This window comes from Bradyrhizobium centrolobii, from assembly GCF_001641635.1.
Lineage (GTDB): Bacteria > Pseudomonadota > Alphaproteobacteria > Rhizobiales > Xanthobacteraceae > Bradyrhizobium > Bradyrhizobium centrolobii.
This window is the reverse complement of sequence record NZ_LUUB01000081.1, coordinates 40,735-58,592: the sequence shown is the minus strand read 5'-3', so window position 1 is coordinate 58,592 and position 17,858 is coordinate 40,735. Positions and strand designations below refer to the sequence as shown.

At 64.4% G+C, this 17,858-nt stretch carries 14 protein-coding genes and 1 pseudogene; 14 read left to right on the top strand and 1 reads right to left on the bottom strand.

Going from position 1 to position 17,858, the window contains the following annotated elements; genetic code table 11:
- Positions 1-7: 7 nt before the first annotated feature.
- The 9 genes and pseudogenes from AYJ54_RS30675 (at position 8) to AYJ54_RS30635 (ending at position 7,724) form a co-directional block, all read left to right on the top strand.
- Positions 8-712, top strand: a complete 705-nt coding sequence (locus AYJ54_RS30675; RefSeq protein WP_063704982.1) for a hypothetical protein — start codon at positions 8-10, stop codon at positions 710-712.
- 96 nt (positions 713-808) lie between these two features.
- Positions 809-2,119: an ABC transporter substrate-binding protein gene (locus tag AYJ54_RS30670; protein WP_063704980.1), complete on the top strand. Its 1,311-nt coding sequence runs from the start codon at positions 809-811 to the stop codon at positions 2,117-2,119.
- 15 nt (positions 2,120-2,134) lie between these two features.
- Positions 2,135-2,902: an ABC transporter ATP-binding protein gene (locus AYJ54_RS30665; protein WP_063704978.1), complete on the top strand. Its 768-nt coding sequence runs from the start codon at positions 2,135-2,137 to the stop codon at positions 2,900-2,902.
- Positions 2,903-2,906: 4 nt separating this feature from the next.
- Positions 2,907-3,611 carry an ABC transporter ATP-binding protein gene (locus AYJ54_RS30660; protein WP_063704976.1) on the top strand — a complete coding sequence of 235 codons (705 nt, stop codon included), beginning with the start codon at positions 2,907-2,909 and terminating at the stop codon, positions 3,609-3,611.
- Positions 3,612-3,626: 15 nt separating this feature from the next.
- Positions 3,627-4,508 (top strand): branched-chain amino acid ABC transporter permease, encoded by an 882-nt coding sequence (locus tag AYJ54_RS30655; protein ID WP_063704975.1) that lies wholly within the window; start codon positions 3,627-3,629, stop codon positions 4,506-4,508.
- Positions 4,505-5,522, top strand: a pseudogene (locus tag AYJ54_RS30650) (branched-chain amino acid ABC transporter permease); the annotation flags it as partial. The gene AYJ54_RS30655 and the pseudogene AYJ54_RS30650, both read left to right, overlap by 4 nt.
- Positions 5,485-6,414, top strand: a complete 930-nt coding sequence (locus AYJ54_RS30645; RefSeq protein WP_063704971.1) for a polyphosphate kinase 2 family protein — start codon at positions 5,485-5,487, stop codon at positions 6,412-6,414. The pseudogene AYJ54_RS30650 and the gene AYJ54_RS30645, both read left to right, overlap by 38 nt.
- Positions 6,411-7,448: a patatin-like phospholipase family protein gene (locus AYJ54_RS30640; RefSeq protein WP_063704970.1), complete on the top strand. Its 1,038-nt coding sequence runs from the start codon at positions 6,411-6,413 to the stop codon at positions 7,446-7,448. Before AYJ54_RS30645 ends, AYJ54_RS30640 begins: the two co-directional genes overlap by 4 nt.
- Positions 7,449-7,460: 12 nt before the next feature.
- Positions 7,461-7,724 carry a DUF3551 domain-containing protein gene (locus AYJ54_RS30635; RefSeq protein ID WP_063704968.1) on the top strand — a complete coding sequence of 88 codons (264 nt, stop codon included), beginning with the start codon at positions 7,461-7,463 and terminating at the stop codon, positions 7,722-7,724.
- On the opposite strand, the gene AYJ54_RS30630 is transcribed toward AYJ54_RS30635, so the two are convergent.
- Positions 7,718-8,608 carry an MBL fold metallo-hydrolase gene (locus AYJ54_RS30630; protein ID WP_063704966.1) on the bottom strand — a complete coding sequence of 297 codons (891 nt, stop codon included), beginning with the start codon at positions 8,606-8,608 and terminating at the stop codon, positions 7,718-7,720. The two genes, AYJ54_RS30635 and AYJ54_RS30630, sit on opposite strands and share 7 nt — an antisense overlap.
- 701 nt (positions 8,609-9,309) lie before the next feature.
- Between AYJ54_RS30630 and AYJ54_RS30620 the strand changes: the two genes are divergently transcribed.
- The 5 genes from AYJ54_RS30620 to AYJ54_RS30600 all read left to right on the top strand — a co-directional run bounded on the left by AYJ54_RS30620 (position 9,310) and on the right by AYJ54_RS30600 (position 17,841).
- Positions 9,310-11,649, top strand: a complete 2,340-nt coding sequence (locus tag AYJ54_RS30620; RefSeq protein ID WP_063704962.1) for a mechanosensitive ion channel domain-containing protein — start codon at positions 9,310-9,312, stop codon at positions 11,647-11,649.
- 104 nt (positions 11,650-11,753) lie between these two features.
- Entirely contained in the window at positions 11,754-12,752 is a 999-nt protein-coding gene (locus AYJ54_RS30615) for a tripartite tricarboxylate transporter substrate-binding protein (protein ID WP_063705067.1), read from the top strand.
- 164 nt (positions 12,753-12,916) lie between these two features.
- Positions 12,917-14,572, top strand: a complete 1,656-nt coding sequence (locus tag AYJ54_RS30610; RefSeq protein WP_082905915.1) for an NAD-dependent malic enzyme — start codon at positions 12,917-12,919, stop codon at positions 14,570-14,572.
- 354 nt (positions 14,573-14,926) lie between these two features.
- Positions 14,927-15,319 (top strand): BlaI/MecI/CopY family transcriptional regulator, encoded by a 393-nt coding sequence (locus tag AYJ54_RS30605; protein ID WP_063704958.1) that lies wholly within the window; start codon positions 14,927-14,929, stop codon positions 15,317-15,319.
- Positions 15,316-17,841 (top strand): M56 family metallopeptidase, encoded by a 2,526-nt coding sequence (locus tag AYJ54_RS30600; RefSeq protein ID WP_063704956.1) that lies wholly within the window; start codon positions 15,316-15,318, stop codon positions 17,839-17,841. Before AYJ54_RS30605 ends, AYJ54_RS30600 begins: the two co-directional genes overlap by 4 nt.
- The last annotated feature ends 17 nt before the right edge of the window (positions 17,842-17,858 follow it).

Below are 17,858 nucleotides of genomic sequence, written 5' to 3'. Positions count from 1 at the left end.
ACCCGTCATGACATCCTCGGTCATTCATCGCGTCACGACGCTTGATCTTGCCGTGCGCCCGATCCCGTGGCCGTTCGCCGAACAACGGCGCGCCGAGATCGACACGCATTTCGCCGAGCAGCAGCGCGAGCGGCCGCAGCTCTGGAACGGCCGTGTCCTGCTCGGGCGCGATCCCGTGTTCTCGGACGGCCATTTCGCCGCAACCTATTTCGAGACCGACTTCGCGAGCTTCCTCGCCTGGCGGGACTGGGGCTTTCCGGACACGGCCGTGTTCAACGGCTTCGGCATGGGCGCGCTGCGGGCCTCCGACGGCGCCTTCGTGATGGGCGAGATGGGGCAGCATACGTCCAATGCCGGCCGCATCTATTTCCCGTCAGGCACGCCTGACCTCGACGACGTCAGGGACGGCGCGCTCGACATCCCCGGCAGCGTCGTCCGCGAGCTCGAGGAGGAGACCGGCCTGACCGCCGCCGACTACGCGGCGGACGCAGACTGGCACTGCGTCGTTACCGGCCGCGCGATTGCGATGATGCAGATCCTCAACCTGGACATGCCGGGAGAGGCGGTCCGTGCCCGGATCGAAGCCAACCTCGCAGGCCAGGCCGAGCCCGAGCTTGCGGCCATCCATCTCGTGCGCGGGATGAGTGATCTCACGCCGGCCATGCCGCGTTTTGTCACGGCCTTCGTCGCGCAGCAGTTCGCCGCGCGCTGACGCGCAAGGCTTGACATCGCATCGCTCAACCCATGTGATGGGCGAAAAAGCAAAAGCAAAAAAGACTGCAATGCACAATCGTCCAGGGAGGTTTAGATGCGCGTGCGCATGGCTGCCCGCTTGGTACGTGGGCTGTTGATCGCGGTTGCGGCGACGGGCTTGGCGATGTCCGCCCAGGCCCAGGAGAAAAAGATCAAGATCGGCGTGATTTTCGACCTGACCGGGCCGCTCGCGGGCGGCGGGTCGGAGCTCGAATATATCGGCACCAAGATCATCCTCGACCAGTACAGCAAGACCGGCGTCGAGGGCTACAAGGTCGAGGCGGTCTATGCCGACGCGCAGAGCAAGCCAGACGTCGCCATCAACGAATCCGTCCGCCTGCTCGAGCAGGAGAAGGTCGACATGGTGCTCGGCTTCTTCTCCTCGGCGCAATGCGTGCCGGTGGCCGCCCGTGTCGAGCAGCTGAAGAAGTTCATGTGGATGACGACATGCATCTCGTCGGCCGTGTTCAACGACAAGAATTACAAATACGTGTTCCGCCCGCAGGCGAGCGGCGACCAGTTCGGCATGATGACGATGGACTTCATCGCGCAGAACGCCAGGGAGAAGTTCGGCAAGGAGCCGAAGGACCTGCGCGTCGCCATCATCCACGAGGACGGCGCCTATGGCGTCGACGTCTCCAAGGGCAACGAGGCAGGCGCCAAGAAGGCCGGCTTCAATGTCGTGCTGAAGGAAGGCTATTCGGCGACCGCGCCGGACCTGTCCGCACTGGTGACCAAGCTGAAGCGCGCCAGGCCCGACGTGATCTTCCACACCGGCTACAATCCCGACATCACGCTGCTCTTGCGCCAGGCCCGCGAGCAGGGATTGAAGTTCGGAGCGCTGATGGGCCATGGCGCGGGCTACGGCGTTTATGAGAAGCTGAAGGAAGGCCTCGGTGCGGACGCCACCTACATCTTCAACGCCGATCCGATCTCGATCTGGCTCGCCAACCAGAAGACCATGGATCCGAAGCTCGCGCCCGTCATCAAGATGGTCGGCGAGGAATTCGACAAGATCAAGCCTGGCGTCGCCATCCGCTCGGCCCATGTCGGCATCGGCGCCTCCAACACCTACGTGTTCATGAACGACGTGCTGCCGCGCGCGATCAAGAAGTATGGCGGCGTCGATCCCGACGCGCTGCGCAAGGCGGCGCTCGACACCGACATCCCGGAAGGTGGCACGATGCTCGGCTTCGGCGTCAAGTTCTACGGCGAGGGGACGCCGATGGCGGGCCAGAACGAGCGCTCGTTCCCCGTCGTCATCCAGTATCTCGACGACAAGTCCTATGTGGTGTGGCCCAAGAGCCAGGCGCAGCGCGAGGCGGTGCTGCCGCTGCCGAAGGGCACCACCTACAGCAACCAGTAGCGGCGGAGAGCGGCGGTGCTGGAGGTCAGCGGGCTGGTGAAGCGGTTCGGCGGCTTCAAGGCCGTCAACAACGTGTCGTTCAGGGTCGATCAGGGCGAGATCCTCGGCCTGATCGGGCCCAACGGCTCGGGCAAGAGCACGATCTTCAACATGCTCTCCGGCACGCTTCCTCCAACCGCTGGATCCATTGTGTTCGCCGGGCACGAGATCGCAGGCCTTGCCCCGCATCGGATCATCAACCGCGGCATCGGTCGCACCTTCCAGATCCCGCGGCCGTTTCGCCGCCTGACCATCTTCGAGAACGTCGCGCTCGCCGGCTTCTACGGCCAGGGCCGCCACAGCCGCGTCAAGGCCGAGGAGGCGGCCGAGCGCGCGCTCGCGATGGTCGGCCTGCCGACCGATCGGCATGCGCCCGTCGACGGCTTAGGCGCGGCCGGCTTGAAGAAGCTCGAACTTGCGAAGGCGCTTGCGACCGCGCCAAAATTGCTGCTCGCCGACGAGAGCCTCGGCGGCCTCGACGAGACCGAGATGGACCAGGCGGCCGACATGCTGCGAAAGATTCGCGACGAACTCGGCATCACCATCATCTGGGTCGAGCACATCATGGGCGTCCTGATGCGCGTGGTCGACCGCGTGATGGTGCTCGATCATGGCGAGAAGATCTCTGAAGGGCTGCCGAGCGCGGTTGCGAGCGATCCGCGCGTGATCGAGGTCTATCTCGGCACCGACGCCGAGACAATACAGGCCGCGGCCGCCGAAGCGCGCCGCCGGGCCGGAGTGTAGCGCCATGCTGGAACTTCGTTCCGTCGATGCCGGCTATGGCAGCTTCCAGGCGCTGTTCGACGTCAATCTCGACGTGAAGGCCGGCGAGGCGGTCGGCGTCATCGGACCGAACGGCGCTGGCAAGACCACCCTGATGCGCGTGATCTCGGGCCTGATCCGCCCCCTGCGCGGATCGATCAGGATGGAACGCGTCGACGTCGTGGCGACGCCGGCGCACCGCATCGTCAGCCTCGGTATCGCCCATGTGCCGGAGAACCGTCGGCTGTTTCCGCGGCTTTCGGTCGACGACAATCTCAAGATGGGCGCCTTCATGAAGGAGGCGCGCGGAAAATATGCGGAGCGGCTCGATATCGTCTTCGAGCTGTTTCCGCGCCTGAAGGAGCGCCGCCACCAGATGGCCGGCACCATGTCCGGCGGCGAGCAGCAGATGTGCGCGATCGGCCGCGCGCTGATGTCGAATCCAAAACTGCTGCTGCTCGACGAGCCTTCAGCGGGGCTCGCGCCGGTCGTGGTGCAGCAGGTGTTCCAACTCGTGAAGCGCATCCGCGCGAGCGGCCTGACCGTGCTGATCGTCGAGCAGAACGTGCAGCAGGTGCTGCGCGTGGTCGACCGCGCCTATCTGATCGAGGCCGGCACGATCCGCAGCTCGGGCACCTCGGCCGAGATGCTGGCGAGCGACACGGTCAAGGAAGCTTATCTCGGGGTGTGAGGACGGGCAGAGCGCATGCAGGCATTTCTGGACATCTTCGACATCTACCTGCTGGAGGCGGTAATCAACGGCATCCTGCTCGGTGGCGTGCTGGCGCTGCTTGCGCTCGGGCTGAACCTGATATTCGGCGTCATCGACGTGACCTGGATCTGCTATGCCGAGCTCGTGATGATCGGCATGTATGCGATGTATTTCATGGTACAGTATTACGGCATCAGCTATTTCATCGCCGCGCCGTTCACCATCCTGCTGGTCGCGATCCTCGGCGCCCTGCTGCACTACCTCGTGATCGCGCCGCTGCTCACCGCACCGCCGATCAACCAGTTGCTCGCGACCGGCGGGGTGCTGTTCGTGCTCCAGAGCTTTGCCACCGTCGCCTTCGGCATCGACTTCCGCAATCTCGGCATCCGCCTGCCGGTGCTGGCCTTCGGTGACATGAATTTCAGCTACGCACGACTGCTCTCGTTCGTGGCTGCGCTGGTCGGCATGGTCGCGGTCTATCTGTTCATGACGCGCACCTTTACCGGCACCGCGATCCGCGCCATTTCCCAGGACCGCCAGATCATGGCGCTGATGGGTGTCGACACGAAGCGGATCTATATCATTACCTCTGCGCTGGGCGGTGCGCTCGCCGGGCTCGCCGCGTGCCTTCTGGTGCTGCAATACGACGTACATCCCTTCGTCGGCCTGTCATTCGGGCCGATCACCTTCCTGATCTGCGTGCTCGGCGGGCTCGGCAATTTCATCGGCGGCTTCATTGCCGCCTTCGTATTCGCCGAGATCATCTCGCTCGGTGGCCTGTTCTCCGATCTCGAATGGGGCTATGTGCTTGCCTTCGCGTTCTTCATCGTCATGATGTTCATCCGGCCCGCGGGCCTGCTTGCGAGGCGCCGATGACGAGGCGGGGCCGGCTTGCAGCGTGGGCCGTTGGATTAGCGGCGCTGATAGCGCTGCCCTTCGTCTATCGCGATCCCTACCATCTGCACATCCTGGTGCTGATCCTGATCTGGTCGTTCGCCTACACCTCCTGGTCGATGATGGGGCGGTTCGGCCTCGTCTCGCTGGGGCACGGCGGCTTCATGGGGATCGGCGCCTATGTCACGGCGCTGCTCTGGAATCATCTCGGCCTGTCGCCGTGGATCGGCATTCCCGTCAGCATGGTCGCGGCAGGCGCGCTGGCGCTTGTCGTCGGTTATCCCTGCTTCCGCTTCCGCATCACCGGGCATTATTTCGTGCTGGTGACGCTCGCGCTCTCCGGCATCGTGCTCCAGGTCATCACGGCAACGCGCGACTACACCGGTGGCTCGCTCGGCTATACGCCGAATCGCGCTTCTGCCAACAAACTGCTGGCGCTGCAGTTCGACGACAAGACGGCCTGGTATCTGATCGCGCTCGCGGTCTGGCTCGCGGGCCTCGTGGTCTGGCACTGGATCGACCGCAGCATGAGCCGCTGCGCGCTCGAGGCGATCTCGGAGGATGAGGACGCCGCGGCGGCTGCAGGCGTCGACGTCACCGCCGAGAAGCTCAAGATCACGCTGATCAGCGCGCTGATGACGGCGCTCGCCGGCGCGATCTACTGCCAGTACCAGATGTTCATCACGCCCGACACGGTCAGCGGCATCGCCGTATCGCTCCAGATGGTGTTCGCGGCGATCGTCGGCGGTCTCTTCGTCTCGCTCGGCCCGACCGTCGGCGCCATTATCACCATCCTGCTTGCGGAGACCCTGCGCATCGGCTTCGGCACCAAGGCGGTCGGCTGGGATAACCTCGTCTACGGCGTGCTGCTCGTCCTTTTCATCATATTCCTTCCCAAAGGCATCCTTGGTAGCGTGCTCGACCGATTGAAGCCGCAACGCAAGGTATCCTCGAGCTCATGAGCAAGAAGCCGTCAAAATCGCTCGCCGAACAACTCGACCAATACATCACGCCCTTCCGCTACGACGGGTCCGGCAAGTTTCGCCTCAAGGCGCACAAGACCAACGAAATGGGCGGCCTCGACAAGGAGCAGGGGCAGGAGATCCTCGAGGCCAACAAGAAGCGCCTTATCGCGTTCCAGGAGCAGCTCTACGCCCAGGATCGCTGGTCGCTCCTGATCGTGCTCCAGGGCATGGACGCGGGCGGCAAGGACTCCGCGATCAAGGCGATCTTCGAGGGCATCAACCCGCAGGGCTGCGAGGTCCATGCCTTCAAGCAGCCGAGCAGCAAGGAGCTCGACCACGATTTTCTCTGGCGTCATGTGCTCGCACTGCCGGAGCGCGGCCGCATCGGCATCTTCAACCGCTCTCATTACGAGGAGTGCCTGGTGACGCGCGTGCATCCGGAGATCCTCGCCAAGGAGAAGCTGCCGCCAAAGCTCGTGACCAGGAATATCTGGAGGGAGCGGTTCGAGGACATCTCCGCCTTCGAGCGCTACCTGACGCGCAACGGCACGGTGGTGCTGAAGTTCTTTCTCAATCTCTCCAAGGAGGAGCAGCGCGAGCGCTTTCTCGACCGGCTGGAGGATCCGGCCAAGCAGTGGAAGTTCTCCATGGACGATATCAGCGAGCGTGCGCTGTGGTCGCGATATCAGGCGGTGTACCAGGATATCGTCCGGCACACGGCAACGCCTCATGCGCCCTGGTATGTCGTACCGGCCGACCACAAATGGTTCGCGCGGGTCGTCATCGGCTCGGTGATCGTCGCCGCGCTCGAAAAGCTCGACCTGCGTTTTCCGCGCGCCGACAACACCTCGCTGCGCGAGTTCGCCGAGGTACGGAAAGCGCTGGAGAGCGAAGGGAACGGAGGCAGGAAGCGCGCAAAGTGACCGCCTGTGGGACCGGGAACCAGAAGAACGTCAACTTCGCGCTCCAGGGCGGCGGCGCGCACGGCGCTTTTGTCTGGGGCGTGCTGGACCAGGTGCTCGAGGACGGCAGGCTCGCGATCGAGGCGATCAGCGCCACCAGCGCCGGCGCGATGAATGCGGTGGCGCTGGCCTCCGGCATGGCCATCGGCGGAGCGGAAGCCGCGCGGCAGAACCTGCACGCGTTATGGTACGAGGTCTCGCGGATGGATCTGGCCTATGACCTGTTCTCGCCGCTCAATCAGTGGATCCAGGCCTTGAAGCTGCCGCCGGAATATCACCCGGTCCATGCCTTCATCCACACCCTGACGCACACGATGCCGCCGGACGTGCTCAACCCGTTCCACTTCAACCCGCTCCGGTCCCTGCTGGAGCGCGTGGTCGATTTCGACCGGCTCAATTCGTCGCCGGAGGCCCCGCAGCTCTTTCTCAACGCGACCAATGTCCGCACCGGCAAGATCAAGGTGTTCCAGACGCCGCTGCTCAGCGCGGAAACCGTGCTCGCCTCGGCTTGCCTGCCGCCTTACTTCCAGGCGGTCGAGATCGACGGCGAGCACTATTGGGACGGCGGCTATCTCGGCAATCCCGCTATCTTTCCGCTGATCTATCGCAAGGGCAGCCACGACGTCATCATCGTGCAGGTCACAGCGATCCGGCGCGACGAACTGCCGGCGAGCGCCGCCGACGTCCTCCACCGCATCAACGAGATCAGCTTCAATTCGTCATTGATGCGCGAGATGCGCGCGATCGCCTTCGCCACCCGGCTGATCGACAACGGCGAGCTCGACAGCAACAGTCACAGCCGCATGTTCATGCACTGGATCGGCAACGACCAGTTGATGTCGCAGCTCGGCACTGCCACGCAGTTCCATCCTGATTGGAGCCTGCTATGCCGACTGCGTGACGAGGGGCGCGAGGCCACGCGAAGCTGGCTCGCGCGGAACTTTGACCGGATCGGTAATTGTTCTACTGTCGATCTGACCGAGATGTTCCTCTGATAGGAGGCTGTCGTGTTCAGGCTCACCCTCGCCATTCCCGTGCTCGCCGCGCTTCTGATCGCAGGTCCCGCGCGCGCCCAGACCTATGCAGGCAACGCGCCGGTCTGCCTGCGCGTCTTCGGCGAACTGGAGGGCGAGCGGATGGATTGCATTTTTCCCTCGTTCGCCCAGTGCAAGGCGAGTGCGTTGGGGCGCCCGGCGACCTGCCTGGCAAACCCCTATTTCGCGCAAGCCTCTCCCCGCAACAGAAGGGAGAGGTTGAAGCCCCCTCAATAGCCGCGGCCCCACCAGTAGCAGAAGCGTTCCACATTGGCGGGAAGGCTGGCCTCGTAGTTCGCCCACTTCTCGTATTTCGGCAGTTTCACTTCCTTCATTGCCGTGTCGAAACACTTGCCGGCATCGGCCGCCATCTTCACCTCCGCCGACAGGTCCTCCATGTAGGCGATGTCGTCCTCGACGTCCTTCTTGGTGCCGAGGCGGCCGCCGGCATAGGGGTGACCCGGGATCATCCGCTTCCAGTCGAGCGAGGCGAGCCTCCTAAGCGAGGCGATATATTCCAACGGCGAGGCGTTGTCCGGGATGTTGCGGAACTGCACGGACTCGATTGGCGCGAAGTCCACGACGAAGACGAGCTTCTCTTTTGGCAGCCGCATCACCAGCGAATTGTCGGAATGGTTGCGGCCGACATAGTTCAGCTCCAGCGAGGTGCCGCCGAGCGTGATGGTCTTCTTGTCGTCGACCACCTGGTCCGGCATCACGACGTCAGCCAGGAGCGCGTTCTGCTTCTTCAGCTCGAGCAGGCGCTCCTTGGTGCGGCGATGGGCGATGAAGGTGGCGCCGAGGTCCTTGAACGGCTGGCCGCCGGCGATGTGATCATAGTGGTGGTGGCTGTAGATGACGTATTTGATCGGCTTGTCCGTGACCGCCTTGATGGCGTCGATATAGGGCTTTGCCGGACGTAAATACGAGATCGGGTCGGTCGCGATCACGCCCTGCGGCGTCACCACGAACATCGACTGATGGCCGCCGTAGCGGAAGATGTAGACGTTCTCGGTGCCGTCGACCTTTTTGGTCGAGGTCTGCGGCGGGTTTTGCGCGGCGGCCGATCCAACTCCGATAGCGAGCGCGGCGAGCACGGTGAGGAAAATCGATATCTTCATCTTTTGCTTTCTGAAAATGAGGGAGTGCGGAAGAGGCGGATGTCCTCGTCGACACAGACGCTGGCGAGAAGATTTTATTCCGCTGCATCATGTCGCGGAACAGCCATCGGAACGTCACCGTTGCGGAACAAGCGCCTGCAAATGTGATCGCTACCCCTTTGATCTCGCTTGACAGTTTTGTGTCGCAGGAGGAGCATACCGAGGGTCGCAAAACAGCGACGCGCAATGTCCAACCTCAAGAGCAAGGGGAGGTCTATGACGCCACCTCCGCAAATCCAGCCGCGTTAATTGCGATGGAGCTCGTTCGGACTATCGCATAGCGGCTCAAATCCGCGAACGACACGCCGGGACAAGGTTTAAGCGGGCTGCATCAGTGAGGCAAAGCCCCTTACCTTCCCGGCGGTGTATTTTGGGCGACTGTGACGACGTCGCCGGCGAAATGCCGTAACATCCTGCTTTCTCTCTTCTCCTCCTCGCCGTCATCCCGGGCCGAGCTTGGGATGACGGGAGTAGTTTTGCGCTTCCGTGCGCATGACGCCGCCGCCCTTCCTGCATTGCGGCAAATGCCAAGAGAAAGTCGTCTCCTTGGCAAACTTCCGACACAGGATCGGGGCGAATAACACAATCCGACATGACGCATGCGCAACCAGCGGTGACGGGTCCTGACTCCGTCGGCGCAGCTATTTTTCCAGGGAATCCTCGTGTCGCATAAGCTCGTCCCGGCGCTCCTTGCCGTTCTCTTCCTCACGATCTCGGCTCTCTCCACTGCCCGTGCCGAGCCACCTGCGCCGAAAACCAACGGGACAGTCGCGCTGTCGCCGGACGAGGCGAAGCGTGCACTGGAGACCTTGCAGGACGATCAGAAGCGCGCCCGGATGATCGATACGCTGCGCGCGATCGCCGCCACATCGAGTCAGCCGCAATCTGCGCCGCCAGCGCCCGAACAGAAATCGCCGATTCCGCTGTCGGCCGATGGTCTCGGCGCGCAGCTGCTGCTGACCGTGTCTGAGGAGATCGGCGATATTTCACGCCAGGTTGCCGAGATGGCGCGAACGCTCACGCATTTTCCCGCCTTCTACTACTGGTTCCTGCGCACGGCGAATGATCCTGCCGCCTATAATCTTCTGATCGAAATCGCCTGGAAGCTGACGCTGGTGTTCGGCTGCGCCTTCTGCGCCGAGTGGGTGATCTTCCGGCTGATCAGGCGTCCCGTCGCATTCCTGGAATCGCGCGTGCCGCAGACCGCGCGTCTTCCGGCGCAGGCGCTGCCCATCGCCGATCCGCCATCGTCCGCGGCGGACGTGGCCGCCGAGCCCGAACTGCACCGGCGACGCGTCAGCCTGGCGCGGGCCTGGCAGCTCTTCTTGCGGCTGCCCTTCGTGCTCGGGCGCCTGGCCCTCGAGCTGCTCCCGGTGTGCATCTTCGTCGGCATCGCCACGGCGCTGTTGGGAACGGAGATCGGCGAGCCCATTACCGTCCGTCTCGTGATCCTCGCGGTCGTCAATGCCTACGCGTTCTCGCGCGGGCTCATCTGTGTCGTCCGCGCCCTGGCGGGGCCGTTCGGCCTGTTTCCGGTTCGCGCCGAAACCGCGGCCTATATCGAGATCTGGGCACGCCGCATCGTCGGCGTCGGCGTGTCGGGAATCGCCTTCGCCAACGTGGCGCTGCTGCTCGGCCTGCATCGCGCGGGCTACGCGGCCTTGCTGCGCATGGTGATGCTGATCGTGCATCTCTTCATCGTCGTCATCATCCTGCAATGCCGTCGCCAGGTCGCGGAAGCCATTCGCGCGCCCGCGGGCCGGCAGGGGATCGCGGCGCGCTTACGCAACCGCATCGCGGGCGGCTGGCACTATCTCGCGATCGCGCTCGACCTCGCGCTGTGGGCGGTCTGGGCACTCAACATCCAGAACGGCTATTCGCTGCTGCTGCAGTATTTCGTCGGCACCATCGCGGTTGCACTGATCACGCGCGTCATCATCATGGTGACGCTCAGCCTGATCGACCGCGGCTTCCGCATCAATCCGGAGATCCTCCAGCGCTTCCCCGGGCTGGAGGTCCGCGCGAACCGCTATCTGCCGCTGCTACGCCGGATCGTCTCGACCGTCATTGCCTTCATCGGTTTCGTGGCCATGCTCGAGGTCTGGGGCGTCGATGCCATCGTCTGGTTCTATGGCGGCCAGATAGGCAGCCGCTTGATCTCGGCCGTGGTGACGATCGGCATCGCCACCGTCATTGCCGCCGCGATCTGGGAGGCCAGCAACGCGCTGATGGACCGCCAGATCAACGTGCTGTCGCGGGACGGACACTATGCCCGCGCCGCGCGCCTGCGCACCTTCCAGCCGATGCTGCGGACGGTGCTGTTGTGCGTGATTGCCACCGTCGTTGGTCTCACCGCGCTCAGCGAGATCGGCGTCAATGTCGCGCCATTGCTTGCCGGCGCCGGCATCGTCGGCATCGCCATCGGCTTCGGCTCGCAGAAGCTGGTGCAGGACCTCATCACCGGCCTGTTCCTGCTGCTGGAGAACACGGTCCAGGTCGGCGACACCGTCAGCGTGTCGGGTCTGACTGGCGTGGTCGAGAACGTCTCGATCCGCACCATTCGCCTCCGCGCCGGCGACGGTGCCGTGCACATCGTGCCGTTCAGCGCCGTGACCACCATCACCAATTCCAGCCGTGGCGCCGGCAATGCGTCGGTCAGCGTCAACGTCGCCTTCAAGGAAGACACCGACCGCGCCGGGCAGATCCTCAAGGAGATCGTCGACGAGATGCGCCGCGAGCCGGAATTCCGCGCGGCGATCCGCGGCGACCTCGATCTCTGGGGTATCGACAAGGTCGATGGTGCGATGGTCTCGATCGTCGGCCAGATCCGCTGCACGGATTCGGGCCGCTGGCCGGTGCAGCGCGAATTCAACCGCCGCATGAAGCTGCGCTTCCAGCAGGCCGGGATCGAGATCGCATCCCCCGTCCAGACCATTTTGATGCAGATCGCTCCGCCCGCCGATGCGTCCACGAATCTGACGCCGCGTCGCGCAGCCGGATAGCCGCTCGCTAAAATTTCCTGCTTGCCTCGGCCGACCCGGCAGCGTTCACTCTGGCTCCAGTTCGCTGACGATATGCGGGCGGCAAAGAGGGCGGGGAGAGAATGATGTGGGGGCTGTGGGCCGGCTTGCGCGGCTATGTGATCGTCGTTTGTGCGCTGGTCGGCTGCGCGTCGTGGGCCACGCCAGCCAGCGCCCAGCCGTTTCCGTCGCGCCCCATCACCCTGATGGTCCCGTTCGCAGCGGGAGGGCCGACCGACACGCTGGCACGGATCCTGTCCGAACGGATCGCGGCCGAATTGCACACGACGATCGTGGTCGAGAACGTGGCGGGCGCCTCCGGCAGCATCGCGGGGGCCCGCGTCGCGCGGGCGGCCCCGGACGGCACGACGATCACGATCGGCCATTGGGGCACGCATGTGCTGAACGGCGCTATCTTCAAGCTGCCCTACGACGTGGTCACCGATTTCGAGCCGGTCGCGATGATCGCGCTGGGAACGCAGCTCATCGTCGGCAGGAAGACGCTCAAGGCCGACAATCTGAAGGAGCTGATCGCCTGGCTGAAGGAGAACCCCGGCAAGGCCACCGCCGGGACCGCGGGCGCCGGCACTGGGGCGCACGTTGCCGGCGTCTTCTTCAAGGAGAAGACCGGCACCGACTTCCAGTTCGTGCCTTATCGCGGGGCGGGGCCCGCGATGATCGATCTCGTGGCCGGGCAGATCGACGTCATGTTCGACCAGGCGTCGAACTCGCTGCCGCAGTACAAGAACGGTGCGATCAAGGCGTTTGCGGTGACCTCGCCGACGCGGCTTGCGTCCGCGCCTGACATCCCGACCGTCGATGAGGCGGGCTTGCCCGGTCTCTACATTTCCTACTGGCACGGCATCTGGGCACCGAAGAACACGCCGAAAGATATCGTCACAAAATTCAACGCGGCCATCGTGGTGGCGCTTGCCGATCCGTCCGTCAAGCAGCGCTTCGCCGAATTGGGGCAGGAGATTCCACCACTGGAGCAGCAGTCGCCCGCCGCGCTGGCGGTCTTCCAGAAAGCCGAGACCGAAAAATGGTGGCCAATCGTGAAGGCCGCCGACATCAAGCCGGAATAATCTTGCCGCGTTGATTTTCTCGTCGCACGCAACCTGCGGTCTTCGCAAGGACCTCGCTGCGGTGCGAGATCACAATCGATGCATGACCAGCAACATCCTTGATCTCCAGGGAGCGCTGGCCGACAATGTTTGCGGTTCAATAAGAAACTCCCTGGGGGAAATTCGTGAATAGACCTAACCGGGTCAGTGCCCACTCGACATCATCTTCCACCGCGCCGCACGGCATGACGCTCTTGCGCGATCCCTTGCTCAACAAGGGCACCGCCTTCACCGAGCAGGAGCGCGCCGACCTCGGCCTGCGCGGCCTGCTGCCGCCCTGCGTGCTGGCGATGGAAACGCAGGCAGAGCGCGTTCTCACCAATCTGCGCACGCTGCCGACCGATCTCGAAAAATACGTCGCGCTGAACGCGCTGCACGACCGTAACGAGGCGCTGTTCTTCCGCGTCGTCTGCGACAACATCGACGAGATCCAGCCGATCATCTACACGCCGACGGTCGGGCTTGCCTGCCAGAAATACGGCCTGATCTTCCAGCGGCCACGCGGCATGTTCATCTCCTCGCGCGATCGCGGCCAGATCGCCGAGATCCTGAAGAACTGGCCCCATCCGGCCGGGCTCATCGTCGTGACCGACGGTGAGCGCATCCTCGGCCTCGGCGACCTCGGGGCCAATGGCATGGGTATCCCGGTCGGCAAGCTCTCGCTCTATTCGGCATGCGCCGGCGTGCATCCCGAGCTGTGCCTGCCGATCGTGCTTGATGTCGGCACCAACAACGAAGAGCTGCTGAACGATCCCTATTATCTCGGCCTGCGCGAGCGGCGCCTCACGGGCGAGGCCTATGACAGCTTCGTCGACGAGTTCATGCAGGCCGCGCGGAAAACCTTTCCGGGCGTGCTGATCCAGTTCGAGGATTTCGCCAATCACTCGGCGTTCAAGCTGCTGCACAAATATCGCGACGAGGTCTGTGTCTTCAACGACGACATCCAGGGCACCGCGGCGGTCGCGCTCGCCGGCCTTTTCTCGGCGCTGCGGGTCAGTGGCGGAAAGCTCAGGGATCAGAAGGTCCTGTTCCTGGGCGCGGGCGAGGCCGCGACCGGGATTGCCGATCTCGTCGTTTCCGCCATGATGGCGGAGGGCGCCTCGGAGGCCGAAGCGCTCCGGCGCAACTGGCTGGTGGATTCTCGCGGCCTCGTCGTCAGCGGCCGCGCCGGTCTGTCCGGTCACAAACTCCGCTATGCTCATACCGACCAGGCGCCGATTGCCGACTTCCTCACCGCGATCGAAACGCTGAAACCGACGGCGATCATCGGCGTTGCCGCGGTCGGCGGCGCCTTCACGCCCGACGTGCTGAAGGCGATGGCCGAGCTCAACGATCATCCGATCGTGTTCGCGCTCTCCAACCCGACCTCGAAGGCCGAATGCTCGGCGGAGGATGCCTATCGCTACACCGAGGGCCGCGCGCTGTTCGCCTGCGGCAGCCCCTATGATCCCGTCACGCTCAACGGCCGGACATTCGTGCCGCGCCAGGGCAACAACTCCTACATCTTCCCCGGCGTCGGCCTCGGCGTCATCGCGAGCCGGTCACGCCTGGTGACGGACGAGATGTTCATGGCGGCGGCCCATACGCTCGCCGATTGTGTCGGCAAGGAGGACCTCGCGCAGGGCAGCCTCTATCCTGCGCTGCCCCGCATCCGCGAGGTCTCTGCGCGCATTGCTGCCGCCGTTGCGCAAGTGGCTTATCAGCGCGGGCTGGCGGACGGTCCCGCGCCCAACGACGTGATGGGACTGGTCAAGTCGCAGATGTACGAGCCGCATTACTGAGCGTTCGGCCCCTGACCCAGAGCAACCGTATATGACGCGGGTTGCCCAGTTGCGCCGACGCTTCCACATCGTCATGTCCGGGCATAGCCGTCCGAAGGACGGCGTCGCTTCCGCTCGCCTATGTCCCGGCCATCCCCGCGTCGCTCCGCGGTACAAGGAACGTGGATGCCCGGGACAAGCCCGGGCATGACGAACTCCTGAAATTTCGCATACGTGATCACGCTGGCTCCGGGCGGACGGCGGTTAGGTCAGCACGGCGGCACCATTTCTGGTAGAATCGCCGTTGCGCGGCGTGCCCGTATATGCGACGGTCTGTAGCGTTACAAGAAACTTCCAGCCGCAAGGTCAGACACCATGGACGATCGTTTGCCCGAACTGGGCGACCTCGAGCGCGAGGTCATGCAATTGGTTTGGGCCCACGGTCCGGTGACGGCCGAGGTCGTGCGCGAGCGGCTGTCGCGGCGTCTGAAAGAGTCCACCGTCCGCACCGTGCTGCGCCGGCTGGAGGAAAAGGGCTACGCGCGGCACACCGTGGACGGACGTACCTACGTCTATCACGCCGCCGAGCCGCGCGCGCGCGTGGCGGCCAAGGCCGTGCAGCGCATCGTCGACTGGTTCTGCAACGGCTCGATCGAGGAAGTCCTCGTCGGCATGGTGGACAATGCGATGCTCGACCAGCAGCAATTGCGCACGCTGGCCGACCAGGTGGCCAAGGCGAAGAAGGCGAGGGGAGTGAAGAAAGAATGATCGCAACTCTGGCGGAGGCGGCGCTGCGCTCCTTTGTGCTGGGAGGCGTCGTCTGGCTCGGTCTCAACCTCTTTCGCGTGCGAAATCCGCACGTTCACATGACGGCGTGGGTCGTCGTGCTGCTGGCATCGCTGGCGATGCCCTTCGTGATGCATTGGCCGACGCTCACCATCGCGCGGCTGCCCGTGGCGGTGCCGGACGAACTCTGGTCCGCCGATTTCTCGATGCTGGAAACGCCGCAGCCGCCGCAGTCGCCGCTACCGGTCGCGCCCGGCGCTGTCCCCGCGCCGCTGCCAAAGGCTGGCGTGTCGATCGACCGGTGGCTGGTAGCAACCATTGTTTATGCCGGCGTCGCCGGCCTGCTTCTGTTGCGGCTGTTCGTCGGCCTTTTCTTGACCTGGCGGCTTACGCGCGCGGCGAAGCCGATGGGCGGCCCGCAGATGATCGGTGCCGACGTGCGCATCAGCCGCGACGTCGGCGGTCCGGTCACATTCGGGTCGACCATTCTCGTGCCGCCGCAGTTCGCCGGCTGGGATGCGAAGAAGCGGCTTGCGGTGCTGGCACATGAGGGTGCGCATGTCGCCAATCGCGATTTCTACGTCCTGCTGCTCGCCGCCATCAACCGCGCGGTGTTCTGGTTCAGCCCGTTCTCGTGGTGGCAGCTCGCGCACCTTGCCGAGCTCGCTGAGATCATCAGCGACGCCCAGGCGATCGAGGTGATCGACGACCGGCTGTCCTACGCGGAGATACTGCTGGACGTCGCGACCTCGGTGAAGCCGCGGCCGGTGGAGCTCGCGATGGCGCGGGCCTCGACTGTGCGCGCCCGCGTAGAGCGCATCATCGCGGCGGCCGCGCTGCCGGTGGCGGTCGGCTGGCGCAAGCGGCTGTGGATCGCGGCCGCGATCGTGCCGGCCATGATCGTATCGGCGGGCATGATCGCCTACCGCACGCCGGATCCCGCGCCCGTCGCCGCAGATCTCGGTGAAACGGCGCCCGCTCAGCACTACCGTCCATTCGTCAATTTCTACGCCATGGGCCCCGCCTCGGTGTTTGCGATCTTTCGCGAGGGCGATGAGCTGTACGGACAGATCACCGGGCAGCGCAAGCTGCGGCTGACGGTCGCCAGCGACGGCACTGCATCCTACGCGGCCTCGTTCGGCGAGATCACGTTCCCGCTCGATGCGGAACGCCGCTCGTCCGAACTGATGCTGCATATGAACGGCCGTGACGTGCGCGCTGTCCGCATTGCGGAGATGCCGACATCGGCCTCCGATGCGGCGCCGCTCGATCAGTATGTCGGCTGGTACCGGCTCGCGCCGAACCGCGTACTCACGGTACGGCGCGACGGCGACGGCCTTCAGGTGCAGGAAACCGTGCTGGGCCGATCCGCGGTTCTCGCCGAAGGCGCTGACGCATTCTCAATCCGGGGCGACAATCTCCTGATCTTTCTGCGCGACGAGCAGGCGAGGGTGACACGCGTCCTTCTCCAGACCGCGGTCTCCGGCGCCCGCCTCGCGCCGCGGATAGACGCTTCCGTGGCCAAGGCGATCGAAGCGGATTTCGCCCGCCGGATCGCCGAGGTGCCGGATCGCTTCAGGGAGCAGGTCCCGGCCGCCGGCGGCAAGGAAGCGATCCTGCGCGGGATCGAGGATATGCGCCGCGGCACGCCCAACTACGATCGCATGAGTGCGCCGTTAGCTGCGAAGATCCATCTGCAGCTCGACGAACTGCACGCGACGTTCCTGGCACTCGGTGCGGTGGAATCGATCTTCTTCCGCGGTGTCGGTCCTGGCGGCTACGACATCTATGGTGCGAAATTCGAGAACGGCACAGCGGAATTCCGCCTGCTGCTCGAGCCCGACGGCAAGGTCGCTGACGTGATCTTCCGTCCCGACGGCAATGACGAGCTTGGCGGCATCGTTGCCTGTTCGGAGGAGGCGAGTGTGCGCGGCCGCGCCGGCACGTCGCCGATCAGGATCATGGTCTACAACGAGATGGGCGACGACATTCAGGTCTTCAATCTCGATGCGGACGGCAATCGCAGGACGCAGAGCGTCGTTAGGACCAACATGTCGTCAGCCCATATGACCACGGTGAACAGCCCGTGGGTCATTGCCGACAAGTCGGGGCGATGCCTGGAGATCCTGCTTCCGGGCCGGCAGACGCGCTTTCACAACGTCGAGGCCTCGACCGTCGGTTCGCGGCCGGGACACGCGGCGCGCCGCGCCGTTCCGATCGCCAATGGCGAGGAGATGCTGCGGCGCTACATCGAGGGCGTCGGAAAAGGTCAGCCGGACTACGACCACATGACCACCGAGGTCGCCAATATCACGCGTCAGCAGCTTCCGTTCGATCAGGCGATCCTGGCGCGGCTTGGCGCGCTACGTGCGGTCTCGTTCCGCGGCGTCACCGCGCTCGATAGCGACATCTACATCGCCCAGTTCGCCAACGGCTCGGCGGAATGGCGCATCGGCGTCAGGAACGGCACGATCACGAAGATCGCGCTTGGGCCGAATTTCTAGAACTGTCACAGCCGCCC

Bases quoted from the DNA above. Each gene is read 5' to 3' on its own strand.
- AYJ54_RS30675 (WP_063704982.1), top strand. From the start codon at position 8: ATGACATCCTCGGTCATTCATCGCGTCACGACGCTTGATCTTGCCGTG.
- AYJ54_RS30670 (WP_063704980.1), top strand. From the start codon at position 809: ATGCGCGTGCGCATGGCTGCCCGCTTGGTACGTGGGCTGTTGATCGCG.
- AYJ54_RS30660 (WP_063704976.1), top strand. From the start codon at position 2,907: ATGCTGGAACTTCGTTCCGTCGATGCCGGCTATGGCAGCTTCCAGGCG.
- AYJ54_RS30655 (WP_063704975.1), top strand. From the start codon at position 3,627: ATGCAGGCATTTCTGGACATCTTCGACATCTACCTGCTGGAGGCGGTA.
- AYJ54_RS30645 (WP_063704971.1), top strand. From the start codon at position 5,485: ATGAGCAAGAAGCCGTCAAAATCGCTCGCCGAACAACTCGACCAATAC.
- AYJ54_RS30630 (WP_063704966.1), bottom strand. From the start codon at position 8,608: ATGAAGATATCGATTTTCCTCACCGTGCTCGCCGCGCTCGCTATCGGA.
- AYJ54_RS30615 (WP_063705067.1), top strand. From the start codon at position 11,754: ATGTGGGGGCTGTGGGCCGGCTTGCGCGGCTATGTGATCGTCGTTTGT.
- AYJ54_RS30605 (WP_063704958.1), top strand. From the start codon at position 14,927: ATGGACGATCGTTTGCCCGAACTGGGCGACCTCGAGCGCGAGGTCATG.
- AYJ54_RS30600 (WP_063704956.1), top strand. From the start codon at position 15,316: ATGATCGCAACTCTGGCGGAGGCGGCGCTGCGCTCCTTTGTGCTGGGA.